The following is a 21874-nucleotide window of genomic DNA, read 5'->3' as shown; positions in this document are numbered from 1 at the left end:
TAGACCAGCAATCGCTACTTGGATTTTTCCCACGGCGTGATGGCGCTTAAATCGCTCAAATCGTATGGCGTCAACTGGTACACGTAGTAGTTGAGCCAGTTGGCAATGAGCAAGTTACCGTGACCAAACCAACGTGCCAGCGGCTCTTTGCTTGGGTCGTTATCACGGAAGTAGTTTTGCGGGATCTGCGGGTCAATACCGGCTTCTAAATCGCGGAAGTATTCATCGCGCAGCGTGCCTTTGCGGTATTCAGGGTGACCGGTAACAAACAAGTTACGGTTATCGTTGCTGATCACCAAATAAGCGCCCGCCTCTGCCGACTCAGCCAATACGGTGACGCGTGGGTCAGCTTTTAGCTCGTTAATGTCCATCTGCGCATAACGTGAGTGCGGCGCGTAGAACACGTCATCAAAGCCACGCAACAATGGGACATGCGCCTTGATGCGTTGATGTTCAAACACACCAGAGCACTTCTGTTCTAAAATTTTGCGTTTTAAGCCGTAAAGGTGGAACAACCCTGCGTGGGCAGCCCAGCAAAGGAACAGCACCGACACCACATGGGTTTGCGACCAATCGATCACCTCTTTGATGTGGTCCCAGTAAGTCACTTCTTCAAAGTCCAACTGCCCTAACGGCGCGCCTGTGATGATCAAACCGTCGTAGTTTTTATGTTTAATCTCTTCAAAGTCACGATAAAAGGTATTGAGGTGATCCATCGGCGTGTGCTTGGACACTTTGTCGTGAATACGCAGTAAATCGATATCAATCTGCAGCGGCGTGTTACTCAGTAAGCGCAACAGCTGCGTTTCGGTTTCGATTTTATTTGGCATCAGGTTGAGGATCAGCACCTTCATCGGTCTGATGTCTTGGTTCGCTGCACGAGTCTCTGACATCACGAAGATGTTTTCTGACTCAAGAATACTGGCAGCAGGTAAATCGTCAGGAATTTTTACGGGCATAGTTCGCCTCAATGGCACAAAAGCGCTAATACGCTAGGTAACACATGCATCGACAAGGCAACTGGCTGCATATCATTGGCGCTGACTGCACAGTGCATTTGCCGAAACCTCATTAGCGGTAGATCATACATAAAGACTTCTGGATGTCTATACATCCGTGTTTATTTCTTGAGGCCTGCTGAGCTAACTTCTATCATGTGACTTTATTTGCCATCACGTTGAAACCATGAGCGAAACAACCGCAATTCTGGTCGGTGCCAGTTCCATGTTGAGCAAGGAGATTGCTAAGCAGCTTTCAGCTTCGGGAATGAAGTTAGTGCTATTAACCCAAGCGCCGGAAACATTGACGGATCTCCTACCGTCACTGCCAGCAACAACCCAAGTCATCCCTTTTGATATTAGTGATGATAAGCAGCTTATCAACCAACTCACCGAGTTGTGGCAGCAGTTAGGCAACGTGCAACTGGTGCTGGTCAATACTGGCCTAAACTCCTACAGCCCAGAGCTGCCGTGGCAGCTAGAGCAGGAGATCATTGATGTTAACGTCAAAGGTTTTGCTGCGGTGTGTAACACCTGTTTTCGCTTATTCCGCGAGCAAGGTTACGGCCAAATAGCCGCCATCAACTCCATTGCGGGGTTACGTGGTGGCCCCAGCGTGGCGTTTCATGCCTCCAAAGCCTTTGCGATTAATTATCTTGAAGGCCTCTCAATGCACGCACAGCGGCTCAAACTGCCGATTGATATCACTGATATTCAGTTGGGATTATTGGACAAGGCCGCCATGCAGCAATCAAGCTTATGGCTATCACCAGTCGAAGAAGTGGCACGCCAGATTGTACGCGCACTGTTGCTGCGTAAACGCCGAGTGATTGTGACTAAGCGCTGGCGTACCGTGGCTTGGCTCACCAAGCTGTTGCCGGAATACATCTACAACACCCGCCATTGGAAGCAAAAGAAGCGCAAATAGCGCTAATACGAATTTGCTGGACGGAACAATCAAAAGAAAAAGGCGCTAAAGTTAGCGCCTTTATGTTATCGCCCCACGCGAGAATTAGAATACGTAACCAACGCTGACCATGTAGACCCATGGATCGATGTCAGTGCCGATAGTGACAGCAGCAACATCTTGGTTGTTTTCACCGTATGCATAATTGAAAGAGACATCCGAATCAATTTTCGCATACCAAACAGAAGCGTTAAGCAGCAATTTATCAGTCAGTTGGTAGTCTAAGCCAACTTGACCCGCCAATCCCCATGAGTTTTCCATAGAAAGATTAGACAGTTTGCCACCGACATCGTTGGTGATTTTACTATCGAAGAAATTGGTGTAGTTAACACCGATACCAACATATGGGCGCAGCTTAGATTTGGCATTGCCAAAGTAGTACTGAGCAACCAAGGTTGGTGGCAGATGTTTAGTTTCAGCAACTTTACCAATACCGGCTAACGATACGTCATGACTAAATGGCGTTGCCGCCAACAGCTCAATACCAATGTTGTCTGTCAGCATGTAACCAAAATTCAGACCTAGTTGGGTATTGTTATCTACAGAAAATTCACCCAGATCACCTAAATCAGGAGTAACCACGTGGTCGCTTGACTCATTTGGTGCAACCACTACTGCACCGGCACGAACGATGATGTCACCTGCTTGGTGAGCGTTGGCTACGCCAGCAGCAGAAAAAAGTACAGCGGCAATGATTCCTGAAATGATTTTTTTGTCCATTGTTTCACCCCATAGCAACTAAGAATTGCATTCATTTTCGTGTTTTTGTTAACAAACGCCGCTACCCTGCCAGCTTATATCATTAACAACGTTGATCTTGATCAACTTTTGCAATTGTCAAAAAAATCCCCATGTAACAATGAAAAGTCGATCACAAAAACACTAAGATCCATCTGAAATATCGCTTATTTTATAAGCGTTTACACTATAAAAAATCAGCGTTATATCGCTTTATGTTCTTTTCGACTTAAGTCGTAACAGACCCACTTTTCGCTAAAAAAACCAACTGACGATTCAGCATAAAACACCATAATTAAGTCACTTTTATAGTGATAAATACTACAGCTGATATAGAAAAGCTTTGGCAGGTCATCGCCATCAATAAGAAGCCGTGAGTGGATTTTTTTGGGGGATACAGGCGCTAACCGCAACGCCATTCGATAATACGCCACAGCGCTTGCGGTAATGTCAGCGCAATAGCCGTTGCATGTTCTGGTCAATATCACATTGCCTCGACCACCGAGCCGGGCACACGTCGATGTTTAAGCGGCAACGCGCTGAGTTTTTACCAACTCTTTGGCCTCGTGTGCACGCTTAACTGGCACGCATAACCCCATCACACGGCGCAGTAGCAATGTCGGCATCAACGTACCGCAGCTCACTATCAACCAGCGACGTTGTTAAGCCGTGTAAACGGCCCCATACGAGGTTTGGGACCAATCCCACAATGGACACCAGTTCACCAGCTTAAGTTCCCTAGCGCTCAATGGCGTTTGAGCTGCTCGCAGCATTGCTACTGACGTTATTGAGTGCATGCCCTGCTCCGCTGTTGATTGGCAACTGCCGCAACGGGTAAAACGCATCACCGCTCCGCTACCGTTAAATTGCGTTGCGGTATAGCACCAACTGAACTCGCCAACGATGTTCCCTGTCGCCATTCATCAGCAACTAAAAAACAAGAAGGCCGCCCGTAGGCAGCCCTCTTTCTATCTCATAAGCATAGAAGCTTATTGTTCGTCTTTAGCGTCGTTCGCACGATCCATGTTCTCGGTATTTTCCAACCACAGCGCATTGATGATGCCAAAAGCACAAGCTAGCAACAGACCCAGTATCCAAGTGAAATACCACATATTGTTTTCCTCCTTAGTACAGTGAAGAGCTGTTAGCTTCAACGTGTTCACGGCTGATACGACCGAACATTTTGAAGTAAGTCCACAGAGTGTAACTCAGTACGATTGGTACGAAGATAATCGCTACATAAGTCATCACACTTAGTGTCATTTGGCTAGCGGTTGCATCCCACACAGTCAAGCTCATTGCTGGTTCCAGTGATGATGGCATCACGAATGGGAACATAGACACACCACAAGTCAAAATCACACCAGCGATGGTCAATGAGCTGAACAGGAAGGCGAAACCAGCACGATGCATACGGCTAGTAACAAATGTCAGCAGTGCCGCAACGACACCCAGAATTGGGAAGATCCAAGTCAGTGGGTATTTGTCGTAGTTAGCCATCCAAGCGCCCGCTTGAGTGATCACTTCTTTGTGAGTTGGGTCAGACACTGCGTGTCCATCGATGGCAGAAGTAATGACGTAACCGTCCATACCACTTACCCAGAAACCAGCAACCACAAACAGTACCAATACCACCAGTGACAGCACTTGAGCGACTTTAGAAGCACGTGCACGTAAATCGCCTTCGGCTTTCATCTGCAACCAGCAAGCACCTTGTGTCATGAACATAGCCGCACTGATTAAGCCAGCCACCAAGCCAAACGGATTGAGCAGATAGATCAGGTTAAGCAACCAGTTAGTGCCTGGTTCGCCGTAGTAGGCACGCAGGTATTCGTCAAACTGGAACGGTACACCTTGCAGCAAGTTACCAAAGGCAACACCGATAACCAGCGGTGGAATAAAGCCACCAGCAAACAAACACCAGTCCCAAGTTTTACGCCAAGTTGGGCTTTCAATTTTTGAACGGTAATCGAAGCCTACTGGACGTAACCACAAACATGCCAATACCAAAATCATAGCTACATAGAAGCCAGAGAAAGATACCGCATATACCGTTGGGAACGCAGCAAACAACGCGCCACCGGCAGTGATCAACCAAACTTGGTTGCCATCCCAGTGTGGCGCCACTGTGTTAATCATTACACGACGTTCAGTGTCATCTTTACCAATGATAGGTAGCAATGCACCCACGCCCATATCAAAGCCATCTGTCACAGCGAAGCCGATCAGCAGTACGCCAAGCAGGGCCCACCAGACAAATCTTAAAATTTCATAATCAAACATGGTCTAATCCCTCTGCTCAGGCTTCAAGTTTTTCGAAGTGATAACGGCCAGTCTTCAGTGAGCTAGGGCCTTTACGTGCAAACTTGAACATCAAGAAGAACTCGATAACCAGCAGCACGGTGTAGATCAGAGTCGTCAAAATGATACTGAACCACAGATCGCCGACTGTCAGGCTTGAGGCAGACATAAAGGTTGGCAGCATTTCAGACACAGTCCAAGGCTGACGACCATATTCAGCAACAAACCAACCGCATTCAATGGCAATCCAAGGCAGTGGCAAGCTATATAGCGCCGCTTTGAGTACCCATTTTTTCTCTTCAATCTGATGACGCGTGCTTTGCCAGAACGCTGCTGCGAACACCAGCAACATGACAATACCCAGCGCAACCATGATACGGAAGGCGTAGAACAAAGGCGCTACTGCAGGAACCGAGTATTGCGCAGCAGACTTGATCATCTCTTCAGTCGCATCCACCACTTTGTCGGTGTATGGTTTCAGCAGTAAGCCATAACCTAGATCGACTTTCTTCTCTTCGAACGCAGCAAGTAATGCAGCATCAGGCTCTTGACCAGCTTTCTTCACTGCTCTCAGCTGTTCCAGCAGTGCATAAGCTTGCATACCGTTACGGATACGGACTTCGTGCTCTTTCACCAAGTCATGAATACCGGTCACTTGCTCGTCAATAGAGCGAGTAGCCATGATACCCATTGCATATGGGATCTTGATGGCAAAATTGGTTTCCATCTCTTCTTGGTTTGGATAACCAAACGCAGTGAATGAAGCAGGTGCTGGCTCGGTGTGCCATTCAGCTTCCACTGCGGCCAACTTCACGCGTTGTACTTCACCCATGCGGTACCCTGATTCGTCACCCAATACGATAACAGACAGGATTGACGCCATACCAAAGCTTGCTGCAACCGCAAATGAACGGCGTGCAAATGGTAGGTCGCGTTTTTTCAGGATGTAGTAAGAAGAGATTGCCAGTACGAACATCGCGCCGGTGACATAACCAGAGGCAACGGTGTGTACAAACTTAACCTGTGCTACTGGGTTGAAGATCAGCTCAGCAAAGCTGGTCATTTCCATACGCATGGTTTCGTAGTTGAACACAGAGCCCACTGGGTTTTGCATCCAGCCGTTAGCTACCAGAATCCACAATGCAGACAGGTTGGTTCCCAGCGCAGTCAACCAAGTGACGGCCAAGTGTTGACGTTTGGAGAAACGATCCCAACCGAAGAAGAACATACCCACAAAGGTAGATTCCAAGAAGAAGGCCATCAAACCTTCGATCGCCAACGGCGCACCGAAGATATCGCCTACATAGTGAGAGTAGTATGACCAGTTAGTCCCGAATTCGAACTCCATGGTCAAACCGGTAGCAACCCCCAAAGCGAAGTTAATACCGAACAATTTACCCCAGAACTTGGTCATGTCTTTATAAATTTGCTTGTTGGTCATCACGTACAGTGATTCCATGATGGCAAGCATAAAAGTCATACCCAAGGTCAGAGGTACAAACAAGAAGTGATACATGGCCGTCAACGCGAATTGAAAGCGTGAAAGCTCAACAACCTCTCCAACTATCATTTGTGACTCCTTACATGGTGTACCGTCAATCAGCGTGCATCCCCATCGCTAAGAAAGACGGTGAGCAGGATAGCGTTAGTTTGACATTTTGTTTTTATACGTTCGGTCGAAGCTGACCGAACAAACATTCCAAAATGATTCTTAGGCATCAGTTATCTTAGACTAAAGTCAAAAACAGCAATTTGCCCGCAAAAATTTGCTCTAAATCACACTGGAAATATTTTTTGAGTTATTGATCACATCCACCTCACAACAATAAATAAACTTTTATCTATTTTTCAGCAAGTTAGACATTAAACCAATCTAAATACAGCGGTGATTTTATACCACCCAGCTTTGACTCAAATCAATCAAAGCCTAGAGTTTTAACGGGTTTTGCGGACAGCCACACAGTCAAAATAAAGTACCATTGACATTAACATAAACACGTGATAGGGATTTGCCGTTTTCAAGGATTTAATGGCTTTTTTAGCAACTTAGCCATAAAACATCTAAAAACCTATCAAATAAACATTTTACCGACTATCAGCGGGCCAAAGGCCGCCATTTAATGCTCCAAAAATTCACACCAACATATTGTTTTATTACACTAAAAATTATCTCTCCCGCAAAAACATGCTTTAACCAAACAACCCGCGACTAAACAACTTTAACTCTATAACATTTGATTTACCTAATATAGAGTAACCGCTGCTTTGTCTGCTGCAGAGCGTGAGCTAATGAACAATTTGTCACATCAGATAATACGAATCGCCGACAATATGGGTCACAAATTATGCGCCATGCCAACTTAGCCAAATGAGCAAGCGAAGAGCATAGGCAGTTATCTATATGAAAATACGGGAATTTATAAATACCCGACTTATTTTGGAGGATAAAAAATAGCGCAGTAACGTTAATAAGTTGTTCTATAACAAATAATTTAGCGTTCACTGAGATGAAAACCGTTGTCAACAACATGACAAGTCTTGAAAAAACTGCCGCATACAATGACTTTTCTGTGTAACAGCATTGATACAGCAAATTGCGTTTTACCGCACAACCCACCAAATACAACTTAATGAATATTAAAGATTTTAATGCGGTTAACCCTGCAAACAAAAAGGGCAGGTAAAAATTTACCTGCCCTTTTTTAGGCGTGAAAACCTTAACGACGTTTAGCCGAGGTTCACTCGTGCATTACGGAACATCCGCATCCATGGGCTGTCTTCACCCCATGCATCTGGGTGCCAAGAGTTGGCAACCGTGCGAAATACTCGCTCAGGATGCGGCATCATAATCGTTACTTTGCCATCTACTGAGCTAATGCCTGCCAAACCGTTCGGTGAACCGTTCGGGTTTTGTGGGTATTGGGTGGCGATATCACCGTTACCATTCACATAACGCAATGCCACGGTACCGGTTTGCTCCGCCGCTTGCTGTGCCGCGATTGAAGCAAACTCTGCACGGCCTTCACCGTGACTTACCGCGATAGGCATACGCGAACCGGCCATACCGTTAAAGAACAGTGATGGACTCTGTTGGATTTCTACCAAGCTGAAGCGCGCTTCAAAGCGTTCTGAACGGTTACGCACAAAGTGTGGCCAGTGTTCAGTGCCCGGAATGATCTCTTTCAGGTTAGACAGCATCTGACAACCGTTACACACACCAAGCGCGAAGCTATCAGCACGCTCAAAGAAGCGGCTGAACTGCTCACGGGCACGGGCGTTGAACAGAATCGATTTCGCCCAACCTTCACCTGCGCCCAGTACGTCACCGTAAGAGAAGCCACCACAAGCCACTAAGCCGTGGAACTCTTCCAGAGACAAACGACCAGACAGGATGTCGGACATATGCACGTCAACACTGTCGAAACCTGCGCGGTCAAACGCCGCTGCCATTTCAACTTGTGAGTTAACGCCCTGCTCACGCAAAATCGCCATTTTCGGCGCAGCGCCTTTAGCGATGTAAGGTGCAGCGACGTCTTGCGCTGGGTCAAAGCTGAGTTTCACGGTCAAACCTGGGTCTTTAGCATCCAGTTTGATGTCGAACTCTTCTTTAGCGCACTCAGGGTTATCACGCAGTGCTTGCATGCGATAAGTGGTTTCTGACCACAATTGACGCAGCGCCACGCGGCTGGCGGCATACACTTGGCGCTCACCATCAAGAATGGTGATTTGGTCGTCATTGCTCAGCTCAGCTACAGCGTGACAAGCAACACCAGCGGCTTGATACGCCGCGATAATCGCTGCCGCATCCGCTTTAGACACTTGCAGTACCGCGCCCAGCTCTTCGTTGAACAGACGAGCCAAATCAGACCCCGCCAGCTCAGCCAATTGCACTTTCAAGCCGGTGTTACCCGCAAAGGCCATTTCGGTCAGCGTAGTAAACATACCGCCGTCTGAACGGTCGTGATAAGCGATCAGTTTGCGCTCAGCCACCAGCTGTTGGGTCACATTGAAGAAACCTTTCAGTGGCGCGGCTGCGTTCAGATCAGGTGCTTTATCGCCCAGCGCTTCAAATACTTGCGCTAAACATGAACCGCCAAGACGGGTTGCACCGTTGGCTACGTCAGCCAGCAGCAATACGGTGTCACCTTTATCGGTGCGCAGTTCAGGCGTTACAGTGTTACGCACATCGCGCACCGCACCAAAAGCTGTGATCACCAGTGACAACGGCGCAGTCACGGCTTTATCAGTGCCGTTGTCTTGCCAAGCTGTCTTCATTGACATCGAGTCTTTACCGACTGGAATAGTCAAATCCAACGCTGGGCACAACTCTTCACCAATCGCTTTTACGGCTTCATACAGACCGGCATCTTCACCTGGGTGATTCGCGGCTGACATCCAGTTAGCTGACAGCTTGATGCGTTTCAGCTCACCAATGTCGGCACCGGCAATGTTCATGATTGATTCGGCTACCGCCATACGGGCAGATGCGCCAAAGTCCAGCAGTGCCAGCGGAGTACGTTCGCCCATCGACATCGCTTCACCGGCGTAGGTGTCAAAACTTGCCGCAGTCACGGCACAATCAGCCACCGGCACCTGCCAAGGGCCAACCATTTGGTCACGGTTAACCAGACCGGTCACGGTACGGTCACCAATGGTGATCAAGAAGGTTTTATCCGCCACGGTTGGCAACGTCAGTACACGTTTTACCGCTTCAGCAATATCAATCTTGTCTTCTTCAAGCGCTACGCCAGTCACTTTTTGAGTGGTGGCTTCGCGGCTCATTTTTGGTGCTTTACCAAGCAATACTTCTAACGGCAGATCGATAGGTTTGTTATCAAAGTGCTCATCAGACAGGCTCAGGTGTTCTGCTGCGGTCGCTTCACCCACAACCGCGAATGGCGCGCGTTCACGCTCACAAATCGCTTTAAAGGTATCGAGGTTTTCTGCCGCCACAGACAGCACATAACGTTCTTGCGATTCGTTACACCAGATTTCCAGCGGGCTCATGCCCGGCTCATCCGATGGCACGTTACGCAGCTCAAATTTACCGCCACGGCCAGCATCGCTCACGAGTTCTGGGAATGCGTTCGACAAACCGCCCGCACCCACGTCGTGAATAAACTGGATTGGGTTGGCATCACCCATCTGCCAGCAGCGGTCAATCACTTCCTGACAGCGACGTTCCATCTCTGGGTTTTCACGCTGTACTGAAGCAAAGTCGAGATCTTCGCTTGATTGACCAGACGCCATCGAAGAAGCCGCACCGCCACCGAGGCCGATGTTCATCGCAGGGCCACCGAGGACGATCAGCTTGGCGCCGATTGAGATTTCACCTTTTTGCACGTGATCTTCACGAATGTTACCTAAACCACCGGCCAACATAATTGGCTTGTGATAACCGCGCACTTCTACGCCGTTGTGGCTGCAGACTTCCTGCTCGTAAGTACGGAAGTAACCCACCAGCGCCGGACGACCAAATTCGTTGTTAAACGCCGCGCCGCCCAGCGGGCCATCCATCATGATGTCAAACGCAGATGCAATGCGCTCAGGCTTGCCGTAGTTACCTTCCCACGGTTGTTCAAAACCCGGGATTTTCAAGTTAGATACGCTGAAACCAGTCAAACCTGCTTTGGGTTTAGAGCCGCGGCCTGTCGCGCCTTCATCACGGATTTCACCGCCAGAACCTGTCGCGGCACCGGGGAATGGGCTGATTGCTGTTGGATGGTTGTGGGTTTCCACCTTCATCAGAATGTGTACTGGCTCAGTGTGATAACGGTAAACACCGTCGCTATCAGCAAAGAAACGCCCCGCTTCACAACCTGTCATCACTGCGGCGTTATCTTTATACGCTGACAGTACGTTATCAGGTGTTTTTTCGAAGGTGTTTTTAATCATTTTGAACAGCGATTTAGGCTGCACTTCACCGTCGATAGTCCAATCGGCGTTGAAGATTTTATGGCGGCAGTGTTCTGAGTTCGCTTGGGCGAACATCATCAATTCGATGTCGTTCGGGTTACGGCCCAGCTTAGTGAAGTTTTCGACCAGATAATCTATTTCATCATCGGCTAATGCTAAGCCCATATTGCGGTTAGCCAGCTCTAACGCACGACGGCCTTCGCCCAAAATATCCACACTAATAAATGGTGCAGGCTCGGTGCGACTAAACAAAACTGCTGCATCTTCAAAGTGGTTAAGTACCACTTCCATCATGCGGTCATGCAATAAAGCGGTGACTTGCGCAAATTGTGTGTCGGAAATTTGTTCAGCGGTGATATAATAGGCGATTCCTCGTTCTAACCGCTTGATTTGATTCAAACCGCAGTTACGAGCGATGTCAGTCGCTTTAGATGACCAAGGAGAGATGGTTCCCGGACGCGGCGTGACAAACAGTAATTTGCCTTGTGGTTCATGGGACTCGATGCTTGGGCCGTAGGTCAACATCTTGGCCAGATTGGCTTTCGCATCGTCATTCAGTGGCGCCGTTAAATCGGCAAGGTGGATGTACTCGGCGTAAATGTTACTGACAGGAAGTTCTGCAGCTGCACACGCTTCCAATAGTTTTTGTACCCTGAAAGCAGAAAGTGCTGGGGCTCCACGGATGATCTCCATCACGTTAAATCACCTTTTTATAAAATATTTACGGGGTCAGAGGTGGCGACATTATAGGGAAATAGCGAGGCTAAATCACCTCAGTAATCGCCGAAATCGACCCTAACTATGCTATAAACTATACAGCTCAAGGAACAGTGCGTTCATCTTGGTAAACAACCAATCATAGATGAAATATTTTTAGTAGAAGTAAAAAAATAACTGATTGATTTAAAGTTGTTTTTTAAATTTTGCAACGATATTTGACATGAATTCGATTGCTTACAATTGAGAGAACCCAATTTTTGTTATGAACAAGCTGTTACCACTTCTTTTATCGCTAATATTGTTAGTCGGTTGCCAAAAGGCGGCTGACGAACCTGTTGTCACTGCGCCCCCCAAAGCCAATACTGAGCTAAGAGTCGGCACACTTTATGGTGCGCAGATTTACGTCAGTTCAACCCGCGGCAATAGCGGGTTTGATTATGAACTGGCCGAGCGCTTTGCCGATTTTTTGCAAAAACCACTCAATATCACCCCGTATGCCAACATCCATGAACTGTATGACGCACTGGAAAATGGCGACATTGACGTGATTGCCGCCGGTCTCGCTGATACGCCGGTACGCCGTGATCAGTTTCGCCTCAGTCCACCGCTTTATTATGTCAACCAAGTGGTGGTTTACCGCAATGGTTCCCGCATTCCTATCTCGCCAGACACCATTGATGGCCGCATCGCGGTCGTGGCGGATTCTTCGTTTGTCAGCACCTTAGAACAACTCAAGCAAGATGCGCCTTCGCTGAGCTGGGAAGAATTGCACGATAAGGACAGCGAAGAGATCTTGGGCATGATCAACAGTGGTCAGTTGGATTACACCATCTCTGACTCCTCCACTATTGAGATCAATCGCCGCTTCATGCCAGAACTGCGCGTTGGTCCCACGGTGGAAGAAGATCAACCGATTGTGTGGCTGATGCGCCGCAACGGTAGCGACCGTTTGATGAGCAAACTGCTGCACTTTTGGCATGAAGAGAAACACGACGGCACGCTTGACCACTTGGTAGAAAAGTACTTCGGTCACGTCAAACGCTTTGACTACGTTGACACCCGCGCCTTTATGCGGGCAGTGGAGCGCAAGTTACCCAGATATCGTCACTGGTTTGAACAATATGCGGGCGAACTTGATTGGCGTAAACTTGCTGCGGCGGCTTACCAAGAATCTCATTGGGATCCACGCGCACGGTCTCCGACTGGCGTGCGCGGCATGATGATGCTCACCATTCCCACAGCAGAGCAGTTGGGCATTAGTAATCGCCTTGACCCTGAGCAGAGCATCAAAGGCGGTGCGACTTACCTCAGCAGTATTTTGCAAATGTTACCGCTGTCGATTCCGCTGGAAGAGCGCATGTGGTTTGCGTTGGCGACCTATAACATCGGCTATGGCCACATTGAAGATGCGCGAATATTAACCGAAAAACTGGGTAAAAACCCCAGTGCGTGGAAAGATGTCAAACAGGTGCTGCCGCTACTGCAAAAACGCAAATACTACCAAGAAACCAAATATGGTTACGCTCGCGGTAATGAAGCAGTGCGTTATGTGGAAAATATTCGCCGCTACTACGATACCTTAGTGTGGATGGATAACCATGATGCACAGCAGCAACTGGCGGAGACAGAGAGTACCGAAAGCAGTATTGACGACAACAGCCACATTACTGCAGAGGTCAACACCACAGCGGGTTCACCTCAATAAATAGTCAATTTTAACGATTGCGCTAGCCGCCGCGTAGCAGAGATGTTAACGTGGCGGCACTGTCTATTTAGGCGTCAACGTCATCATGAAACAGCGAACCATCAACCGCAGTGCCGCTCGTCGTCGTGTATTAAAAAAAGCCCACCGTAAGAGACAACACGCTCACCATCGTCTATTTAACTTTTTCCTGCATCTGGCTGAATAACCGCGGCCTCTGCTTGGCGCTGCTGCTTGAGCGATTTTTGCTCTTGGCGGCGCCGTTTAAAAAAGTTGCTCAATTGGCTGGCGCACTCGTCAGCTAACACGCCCGCCGTGACTTGCACTTGATGGTTAAACTGCGGTTGTTGCAGTAAATCGATGACACTTCCCGCCGCGCCCGTTTTGGCATCAAAGGCGCCAAACACCACGCGCCCAATACGGCTATGCACCATCGCGCCAGCACACATGGCACACGGCTCTAACGTCACGTACAGCGTAGTATCCAGTAAGCGATAGTTTTGCAACGCCTTGCCCGCTTGTTGTAAACAGCGGATCTCCGCGTGGGCCGTCGGATCATTATCGGTAATGGGCAGATTCCAACCTTCGGCAATCACTTGATTATCTTTGACCAACACCGCACCCACGGGAACTTCCCCCGCCGCTTCGGCACGTTCAGCCAATTGCAGCGCATGGCGCATCCACTGCTCATCATCGGCTAATTGAGTGTTGGGTATTGCGGTATCAGTCATAGTGCTATTGGCGAGGAATTTTGGCGGAAGTATAACGGCATAGGTTGGTGATTGGTAGGCAGTAGCAATTTATCCAGCCCATGAGCACCACCAAGCCACTTCACGGCTGGCGGTATGGATGACAAAAGTGGCTGGTGTTTACATGTGCCAGCCACAGAGAAGGCATTATTTGCTTTTAAACAGATGCGGAAATAATGCTTGTCGCTCGGTTGCGGTCAAGGCAGACACCCGCGCGATATTGATATCGGGAATCGCTTCCGGATTCGGGTAATGCTCTAGCACCTTACTCATGCTCGCTTCACGGATCAGATGATAAATCGGATAAGGCGCACGATTGGTTAAGTTGGCCGGATCATCTGCGTCAGCATTAGCAAAGCAATAATCGGGATGGAACGTCGCCACTTGATAAGTACCATCCCACTGCTCTTGGCGCAGCAGCGCCTCAATCCAATCAATGAATTGGTTGTAATCAAAGAAGTCTTGCAACATACCCGGCACCACCACCAAGGTGGTTTCCAGCTCTTCTGCCGTGTTGTTATCTAACTCAGTGAAACATTGAAACAGCTCACTAAGCAATTCCTCTTCAGTCGTTGCTTCGCTGACATGAATTTGGATCTGCTTATTACGTTGTGGTTTCGCCGCAAAAGGACATAGATTTAAGCCAATAACCACCTGCTCAAGCCAAGTGTTTACTTCAGTCTCAATCGCATCAATATCAAATGTGGTGCTCATAAATGCCATCAGTCATTTTCAATGGGCGGAGCATAGCACAGCTCACGCTGGAGAGGACGAAGATCTCACAGCCGAGACTTTTCAGGCACTTTCTCAATCTGTAGAGACCAGCCCGCGAATAGTGAGGTCGATTACCATTACTTCTAACGCATCGATTTCAGGATAGTCATTTGAAATTGATTGCCAGTACGCTTTCAACTCATCCGCTAAATTGCCTAAAGGTATATCTTCGCCATTCATGCGCCATTTCTTTTCATTAGCATGACCACACCAAACTAACAAAAAAACTCCGCAACCCGCGTTCCGCTCTCTTAAATAATCACCAACAAGTTGGTTGCGCAATCGCTCACACAGCTTTTCCCCAGACCATGCTTTATCAAGTAATTTTAATTCAATCGGTACAGGTGCCGTGACTTGGGGGCTCTGAATCAATATGTCAGTTCGCTGACTGTTAGGTAATTCGTTCTCTTGCGCACAGCTGTAAAATCCAGCAGACTCACGGCTAAGCCAACCGGAAATTAAGTTGCGCATTTCGGTTTCAGATTCAACCTTTTTCCACGTCAGATAAGGGCTGTCATTCCCTCTCTCTAGCCAGTTTTTTAAATCAATCAACCTATCAACCGTGAGTTCAAATAGCTGCCTATTGGAAGATGGTGTTGTTTCTTGGCGTTTCTCAAACTCGTTTAATTGCTGCTCAGTCCAACATTCGATATCACCATCTTGCTCAGCAAGTTGATATGCTCTTCTTAACATCCAGTGTCTATAACTTTCATCTGGATGCTCTTTCGCCAACTCAGTTAATGCAATATAGGTTTCTTTACCTGGGATCTGAGTTAACAGCGTGAAAAGAGCATTACGCGCGGCTTGAGCATTATCTCTCAAAACTGGCGAATATACGCCTTTTCCCGCACGTTCAATGTCATCAGCGGTACGGACATAATTATGCATTAGCATGTAAAGTTCTTTTAGATACTGCACCTGATGAAAATCACCATAGCGCATAGCGCTGTATGAAGAACGGCGCTCTCCCATCAAACTGACAATAAACGACTGCGCAGCGTGACTTGACTCTGATTTAGCTAGACTTGATAGCCATAACGTCATTGCAGCAATCCCACTCTGCGCATCCACATCGACCCAAAGAGCAAACCAAATTGGTAATTGTCCACATATTCTGTTTGCACGCACTTTCAAGCGGGCTAAATGAGACAATTGTTCAGCACTTATTCCTCCACTTTGAAGCAGTGCAACACAGTACTCTAGTGACTCATTGTTTGAGACTTCATGCTCTAACATCCAAGTAAAAAGCGGCTGAGCGATTCTTTGGTGTATCCACGGTGCATCAAACACTAAATTGCTCAATATGTAGTGCAGCGACTTCTCAGCCTCACAATTTTCTAACTCCCAACATAATTCGATCATTACCGCATGCAGGCATTCATCTGGAAAAGCCCCATAGAGCTTTTCAAACCAACGAGGGAATCCATTAAACTCATGGACGATATATCTGAGTGCATGAATAACTTCAGCAGAACTCAAATTAGTCGGGAATTGACTATTCTCCGTCGACTCAATTTCCAGCCCTACCATACCAAAAATTAATCCGTAGGGTATCGAATTCGAATAGCCACTTTCAGAACTCAGCTTAGGAGAAAAATTTCGCCAAGAGGCTATTGCAGATTGTCGATAAGCATTGGCAACATCCTCGCCAAAATCAGGTATCAAAGCTTGCCAATCAGCCCCTTCACTGCGACTCATACGGATGTCTGAACTGAGGATTTCATTTAATAACCGAACATGAGTGTTGATTATCTCATCAGATTGTGTGCCGATTGGATTGATGAGCACACTAGGGTCGGATTTGAGATATTTTATCCACTTGGCTCGACTAACTTCTTCTTGCTTCTGTTTTAAATCTTGAACTCGTTTCCACTTTTTATTCTCTTCTTCCCATTCGATCTCTTGCTCGGTTTTCACTGGGTTTAAAGAGTTTTTAAGGTATTGTTCTAGTTCAGCATATCCTACAACTGCCGCCCGAAGATGACTTAGCCAATCAGTCGGTTTATCGTTATCAATATACAACTGATATGCGAGTGATAAAGCTACTAACTGATCATCGATAAAATCACGGGATGCAATAAATCCAACAACGTCATCAAACCGACCACCATCAAACGCCCAAAAGTGGCCTGACCAACTTACCTGCCCTATAGAAGTAATGCGATATCCACCGCTATGGTAAGCCCTTGCATCTTCTACACAACACCAAAAGAGTGCATCGTTCAATTCTTTCCAAGTAGGAACCAATTCACTCAAGTTTGATTTACGTTCATCAAAATAATTATCTCGAAAACTATTAGCATTTGGCGAGTGTACTAACAACGATAAACAAGCTGGGGTAAGAGTCGACTGTGAACGAACCTTAATTAGTCGTTCGATAACGTGGATCGCGTGCTCTAAAAACAACGCATGAGTCTCAGAAATACGACTATATTGCTGGTGGCAAAACGGTGGTTCCGTCAACAACAAGCAAAGCCCTTTATGTAAATCCATCAGGGGCATTTGCTCATCTGTAGAATCGCCTATAGGTAAGCGAACGATGAAATGATGAAAAGCCCGAATCAAACCATCCGCTTCATACTGCTCATATTTTTCTAATTTGTGGATTAATTTCAGTAGTGCTGCTACTGATGCAGAGTTTGCAATCACATCCTCTAAAATCTCCGCCAATAACTGGCGAGGCAGTTGAGAAGAAACTTCATTTAACCGCTGCAAGACCTGAAACTGTTGTTCAACTGTGCCACAAGTAAAAACAGCGCGGGTGGCCGCTATACGCGCATATATCCCTCGGTTAGGTGTCTCGGCAATATGCATGAGGACGGGAACACATTCAGCCATTTCCCCTTGCCAAACCAATCGACCAAGAAAAAATATTGCATCATCATTGTCGTAATGTTGATTGATAAGCTGAAGAACATCGGCGGTTAAATCTGGCTGCGCGATTCTGGCGATAGCACTATTGTCTCTGGCCGAGCGATCATCTTCATTCACCACAATTCTAGTGACGATATCGTTTAATAAACGTTGCCTCTCGTTTAAAGGCAGGTGTGCTGCATCACCACCATCGACAGCAACTTCTGGAGCAATCGCTAAAGCTTTTTGTCGAATATTTTTATCAAATAGGAGTAGCCATGAAAGCACAGACCTCAGTCGCGGAGTTAATAGCCGCGCACCATATTGCTCTCGAATAAACAGCGTCTCGATTCTGTGATGAACATTGTTCTTGCTCAAAAACTCAAAAAACCATTCGGCGGCCAGTAACTCTCTGATATCACGATGTCTAAAGCGAACCATTCCGTATAGCACATCGTTAAAAATTCCACGCTCTAGTAATGCATTTATTTCAATGGGAGACCAATCTGATAAAACAGCCGCTGCATCAATCCCTTCACTTTCGTTCATAGCATCGGGAATTCTAATTCCAGGCTTGCCAGTTAAAATGACTGCTGCGGCAAGCAACCTCGCGCCGTAACGTACTTTCTCATTACTCAGCGGCTGAAGCAGCTTACGATCTGGATGCTGCTCTGATAGTCGAATTTCAATATTGTGTTTTAATAGCTCCAGTCGCCCATCAAGCGCTTTATCCGAATGCCATTTAGCTAATACTGCATCGAGGTCAAAAGGACGAGCAGCCAATGACATTAAGTTTGCTCGATGGAGGTCTACGATAAGTTTGTCTACTTCCGTAGCATTTCTTACCTGCGCATATAATCGAATATCCGCTTCCTTTAATGGTTCCAAGACAAAAACTTTAACAGCACTTTCTGCTTCATCTTTTCTATTGGATGAATTTTCGACTTCCAAGGCTTGATCTGAAAGACATTCTGCTTGTTGTTTTTTAAAAGGCAGGTACTGCTCGACTAGCTTAAGATCGGATTTAGGGCGCCAAGAATAAGGTCGACTTGAGATAAAAACCCTTGCCCGCTGGGAATAATTTTTTATAGAACGGGAAAAACATTTTATGGCTTTCTCAAATTTTTTAGGGTTTTCCAGACGGGCTTCATCCACAGAATCAAGAAAAAACCATGCTTCATCTTGTGAATTTTGCCATTCTTGAAACGCTTCAAATGAACCCACTTCAAAACTGCTTTCAAATCCATCCTCGATATCTTCGATTCGAATGAAAAATGCAAAGCGACCGCTTTCGAAGATTGATTGCGATCGATTTTGCATCTCATAAGTTTTACCCGCGCCAGCTTCCGCTAATATGACACACCGAAACTCTTGCTCAAGTTCAGGCCAACCAGCAGAATCGTTGTCCAACAACGAAAAATAATTCTCTTCATCAGAATTTGATTTAGGTGCCAGAGAGAAACGCCTCTCAAGGGGCACTGGGGCGTCGTTCATATCTAAAAGCTTTTAGTAGAAGAGCTGAATTTAGACACTATCCCATAGTGGAAGTAAGAGACCAAATACTGGTGACCATAAATATATCAGCAACGTGAAATCTCTCTCGTCGGCTTATCTTTTTTAAGTCAACCAGATGACAATGGCACGCCTTCTCAGAAAGAAGAAAGTTCATTTCAGGACCATTCCGCCCGATGCTAATTCACAGCAGCGAGAACCAAAAGGCCGCCCGCTCATTGCTAAATTTACTGAGTCGTTACTGGCACCGAGTGTGGAACAACGCATTAACGGTAGGTAAAACAACAGCGCTAGGCGACTCGATATGAGCCATGCCTAGCGCTGTTGCTGTTTCTTATATTGCTACAGTCACTGCGACGCAGCGATTAGCAGTAAAGCACTTGCGGCAGATAAAAGCTTAGTAACGCCAAGTGATCGAGCCCATGACATTACGCGGTGCACCAAAGTTGGCTTGGCCCCATTGTGGGCTCAGGCGATATTTTTCATCACCCACGTTGTTGAGGTTCAACGCCAATTTAAGATTTGGTGTCAGTTGATAACTGGCAAACAGATCCACTAGCGCGTATGCGCCCTGCACTTCACTGTCACCATAGTAGATTTCATTTTGCCAATTAATGCCCGCACCAACGCGCAGCCCATCGACCACCGGCACGTTATACGCGGTAGCCAGCTTGAATTGCTGCGTGGGAATAAAGCGACGAGTATCCGCGCCGTTTTCATCTTCCACTTTGACTTGGGTGTAACCGGCACTGATATTTAAGCCGGGTAACACTTCGCCCACCAGCTCCAACTCAAAGCCATCACTATCGAGTGACACACCGCGGTAGATGTTAAGTCCAGACGTCACATCGCGGCTGACCCACTCACCAAAGTTATCCTGCGATGATTTGAACAGCGCTAAGGTGACGATCGCTTTACCGCCAAACACTTCTTGTTTCACGCCCACTTCGGAGCTTTCACCACGTACCGAACCAAGTGGCGCTAAGTTGTCGTTAACCCAAGATTGAGGCGTGAACACTTCACTGTAACTGCCGTAAAGCACCGTGCCATCAAACACTTCATACGTCAGGCCAACGTAAGGCACGGTTTCACTTTCATCGACATCTTGCGGCGCGCCATAGCTGATCCCATCTTGCTTGATATCCACCGTTCTGGCGCCTGCGACCAAGGCCAAATCATCAGTGAATTTAATCCGCGTAGAAAGGTAAAACGAATCCTGTTTCTGGTGGATATCGGTCGATTGTGTCGCCGCATCGTAAATATCAAAATCTGGCTCGGCGGTGTTACCTGCCGCCCAGTCGCCACCAATTGGCGCATAGTTCCATGCACTGGAATATACCGAACGTCCGGTCAGGTCGATTTCGGCATGATTGAAACCCACCACTAAGTCATGTTGTTGACCCCAGAGCGAAAAGGTCCCACTGAGGAACAGGTCGAAGATGTCCTCTTTATCCTTTGCTTGGTACAAACTGGCTTGCGCTAATAATCCGGTTTCAGTGATCGGTTCAGGCGAGCCAGACAGATAAAGTGACTTCCACGCTTTATCTTGCACATTGTGGCTGTAGATAGCTTTAGCCACCCAGTCATAACCCACTTGTTGCTCTAGCTCGACAAAGGTGCGGCTTTGCTTCACATCTTGATCCGCCCATTTCGGCGCGGTGTTGCTTGACGCATCGTAATCGGTCAGTGAACCATCGCTATAAAACAGCGGCAATGCACCGGACGAATTCGCATCATCGTGGTTGTCGTTGATGCTGTGTCCTACGGTCAACTGGGTGGTATCGGTGAGATATCCGCTCAGCACACCGTAAAATACCGTGAGTTCTTTGCCAAAACGGTCCAGATAAGAATCGCCATCCTCTTTGGCAAGCACCACACGGCCATTGAGTCGGTCGTCAATAATGGCGCCTGAGACATCGGCATCCACACGATATTGATTCCAACTGCCTGCTGATGCTGACACCGCTGCTTTGGTATCGCTGGTTGGCCGTTTACGCACATAGTTAATGGTGGCGGATGGGTTGGCGAGGCCAGTAATTAAACCTGTCGCGCCCTTGACGACTTCGACCTGCTCATAGATAGCGGCGTCGTCATGCCCTTGCGTCAAACCGTAGGAGAACGGCACACCAACACCATCGAATTGAAAATTCACAATGTCAAAGCCGCGGGCGGTGTAATACGTTCGGCCAGTTTCCACCTGCTCGACGGTGACACCGGGTACATAGTTCAGCAACTGATTGACTTCGCGCAGTGAAAAGTCATCAATCTGATCCCGCGAAATCACCGTGACCATTTGCGGTGTTTCCAACGCTGACAAATTCAGCTTAGTGGCGGCTTTGGTTTTATCTGGTTCACCATAAACATAGATAGTTTCGATATTTTGCTCATCTTGGCTTGGCGGTGGTGGCGTTTCTGCCATCGCCCATGTACTTGTCAGCATAGCCAGTGATAATACTGCGGCGTTGTTGGCGGTAGTTGTCATGATTTCCATCCGAAGCTGGGTTGGTCTTTACGATACAAAACCGCCGTTTTACATTTGTTGCAAATGAGAGTCAATTTCATTTACACAAGAATGAGATGGGCGTACGAGTTGTGAGTCTCGGGTTTCGGGTTTCGAGTTTCGAGTTTCGAGTTTCGAGTTTCG

The 21874-nt window shown here is 47.4% G+C and carries 12 protein-coding genes; 2 read left to right on the top strand and 10 right to left on the bottom strand.

Features of this window, described 5'->3' with window-relative positions:
* Nucleotides 1-14 precede the first annotated feature (14 nt).
* Entirely contained in the window at nucleotides 15-959 is a 945-nt protein-coding gene (gene metA / locus L9G74_RS03260; RefSeq protein WP_238894850.1) for a homoserine O-acetyltransferase MetA, read from the bottom strand.
* Nucleotides 960-1185: 226 nt separating this feature from the next.
* Here metA and L9G74_RS03255 point away from each other — a divergent pair, with 226 nt between their 5' ends.
* Nucleotides 1186-1926 (top strand): SDR family NAD(P)-dependent oxidoreductase, encoded by a 741-nt coding sequence (locus tag L9G74_RS03255; protein ID WP_238894849.1) that lies wholly within the window; start codon nucleotides 1186-1188, stop codon nucleotides 1924-1926.
* A gap of 84 nt (nucleotides 1927-2010) precedes the next feature.
* Here L9G74_RS03255 and ompW read toward each other — a convergent pair whose 3' ends face one another.
* The 5 genes from ompW to purL form a co-directional block, all read right to left on the bottom strand.
* Complete coding sequence (ompW, locus tag L9G74_RS03250) at nucleotides 2011-2685, bottom strand: outer membrane protein OmpW (RefSeq protein WP_238894848.1); 675 nt, start codon at nucleotides 2683-2685, stop codon at nucleotides 2011-2013.
* A 1007-nt stretch (nucleotides 2686-3692) separates the two neighbouring features.
* Complete coding sequence (gene cydX, locus L9G74_RS03245) at nucleotides 3693-3815, bottom strand: cytochrome bd-I oxidase subunit CydX (protein WP_238894847.1); 123 nt, start codon at nucleotides 3813-3815, stop codon at nucleotides 3693-3695.
* Nucleotides 3816-3828: 13 nt separating this feature from the next.
* The gene (cydB, locus tag L9G74_RS03240; protein ID WP_238894846.1) at nucleotides 3829-4986 is read right to left on the bottom strand and encodes a cytochrome d ubiquinol oxidase subunit II; all 1158 of its coding nucleotides are present in this window, start codon (nucleotides 4984-4986) and stop codon (nucleotides 3829-3831) included.
* Between the two features lie 16 nt (nucleotides 4987-5002).
* On the bottom strand, nucleotides 5003-6574 hold the full coding sequence (locus L9G74_RS03235; protein ID WP_238894845.1) for a cytochrome ubiquinol oxidase subunit I: 1572 nt from the start codon (nucleotides 6572-6574) through the stop codon (nucleotides 5003-5005).
* Between the two features lie 1157 nt (nucleotides 6575-7731).
* Complete coding sequence (gene purL / locus L9G74_RS03230) at nucleotides 7732-11613, bottom strand: phosphoribosylformylglycinamidine synthase (protein WP_238895163.1); 3882 nt, start codon at nucleotides 11611-11613, stop codon at nucleotides 7732-7734.
* Nucleotides 11614-11902: 289 nt separating this feature from the next.
* Here purL and mltF point away from each other — a divergent pair, with 289 nt between their 5' ends.
* Nucleotides 11903-13345 carry a membrane-bound lytic murein transglycosylase MltF gene (gene mltF, locus L9G74_RS03225; RefSeq protein WP_238894844.1) on the top strand — a complete coding sequence of 481 codons (1443 nt, stop codon included), beginning with the start codon at nucleotides 11903-11905 and terminating at the stop codon, nucleotides 13343-13345.
* Nucleotides 13346-13521: 176 nt separating this feature from the next.
* On the opposite strand, the gene tadA is transcribed toward mltF, so the two are convergent.
* From tadA to L9G74_RS03205, 4 genes are all read right to left on the bottom strand, one after another.
* Nucleotides 13522-14073: a tRNA adenosine(34) deaminase TadA gene (gene tadA, locus L9G74_RS03220; RefSeq protein WP_238894843.1), complete on the bottom strand. Its 552-nt coding sequence runs from the start codon at nucleotides 14071-14073 to the stop codon at nucleotides 13522-13524.
* A gap of 165 nt (nucleotides 14074-14238) precedes the next feature.
* Nucleotides 14239-14805: a DUF1415 domain-containing protein gene (locus L9G74_RS03215; protein ID WP_238894842.1), complete on the bottom strand. Its 567-nt coding sequence runs from the start codon at nucleotides 14803-14805 to the stop codon at nucleotides 14239-14241.
* A gap of 93 nt (nucleotides 14806-14898) precedes the next feature.
* The gene (gene hyoA / locus L9G74_RS03210; RefSeq protein WP_238894841.1) at nucleotides 14899-19212 is read right to left on the bottom strand and encodes an NACHT domain-containing antiphage protein HyoA; all 4314 of its coding nucleotides are present in this window, start codon (nucleotides 19210-19212) and stop codon (nucleotides 14899-14901) included.
* 415 nt (nucleotides 19213-19627) lie between these two features.
* A complete protein-coding gene (locus L9G74_RS03205; RefSeq protein WP_238894840.1) occupies nucleotides 19628-21712 on the bottom strand; it encodes a TonB-dependent siderophore receptor in 2085 nt (694 codons plus the stop codon).
* Nucleotides 21713-21874: the final 162 nt, after the last annotated feature.

The organism is Shewanella electrica (genome assembly GCF_022321485.1).
GTDB lineage: Bacteria > Pseudomonadota > Gammaproteobacteria > Enterobacterales > Shewanellaceae > Shewanella > Shewanella electrica.
The sequence above is the reverse complement of the archived record's forward strand: the minus strand, read 5'-3'. Positions and strand labels throughout refer to the sequence as shown.

What these genes read in the sequence shown, in the direction of transcription:
- metA (WP_238894850.1), bottom strand. Translation starts at nt 959, where the DNA reads ATGCCCGTAAAAATTCCTGACGATTTACCTGCTGCCAGTATTCTTGAG.
- L9G74_RS03255 (WP_238894849.1), top strand. Translation starts at nt 1,186, where the DNA reads ATGAGCGAAACAACCGCAATTCTGGTCGGTGCCAGTTCCATGTTGAGC.
- ompW (WP_238894848.1), bottom strand. Translation starts at nt 2,685, where the DNA reads ATGGACAAAAAAATCATTTCAGGAATCATTGCCGCTGTACTTTTTTCT.
- cydX (WP_238894847.1), bottom strand. Translation starts at nt 3,815, where the DNA reads ATGTGGTATTTCACTTGGATACTGGGTCTGTTGCTAGCTTGTGCTTTT.
- cydB (WP_238894846.1), bottom strand. Translation starts at nt 4,986, where the DNA reads ATGTTTGATTATGAAATTTTAAGATTTGTCTGGTGGGCCCTGCTTGGC.
- L9G74_RS03235 (WP_238894845.1), bottom strand. Translation starts at nt 6,574, where the DNA reads ATGATAGTTGGAGAGGTTGTTGAGCTTTCACGCTTTCAATTCGCGTTG.
- purL (WP_238895163.1), bottom strand. Translation starts at nt 11,613, where the DNA reads ATGGAGATCATCCGTGGAGCCCCAGCACTTTCTGCTTTCAGGGTACAA.
- mltF (WP_238894844.1), top strand. Translation starts at nt 11,903, where the DNA reads ATGAACAAGCTGTTACCACTTCTTTTATCGCTAATATTGTTAGTCGGT.
- tadA (WP_238894843.1), bottom strand. Translation starts at nt 14,073, where the DNA reads ATGACTGATACCGCAATACCCAACACTCAATTAGCCGATGATGAGCAG.
- L9G74_RS03215 (WP_238894842.1), bottom strand. Translation starts at nt 14,805, where the DNA reads ATGAGCACCACATTTGATATTGATGCGATTGAGACTGAAGTAAACACT.
- hyoA (WP_238894841.1), bottom strand. Translation starts at nt 19,212, where the DNA reads ATGAACGACGCCCCAGTGCCCCTTGAGAGGCGTTTCTCTCTGGCACCT.
- L9G74_RS03205 (WP_238894840.1), bottom strand. Translation starts at nt 21,712, where the DNA reads ATGACAACTACCGCCAACAACGCCGCAGTATTATCACTGGCTATGCTG.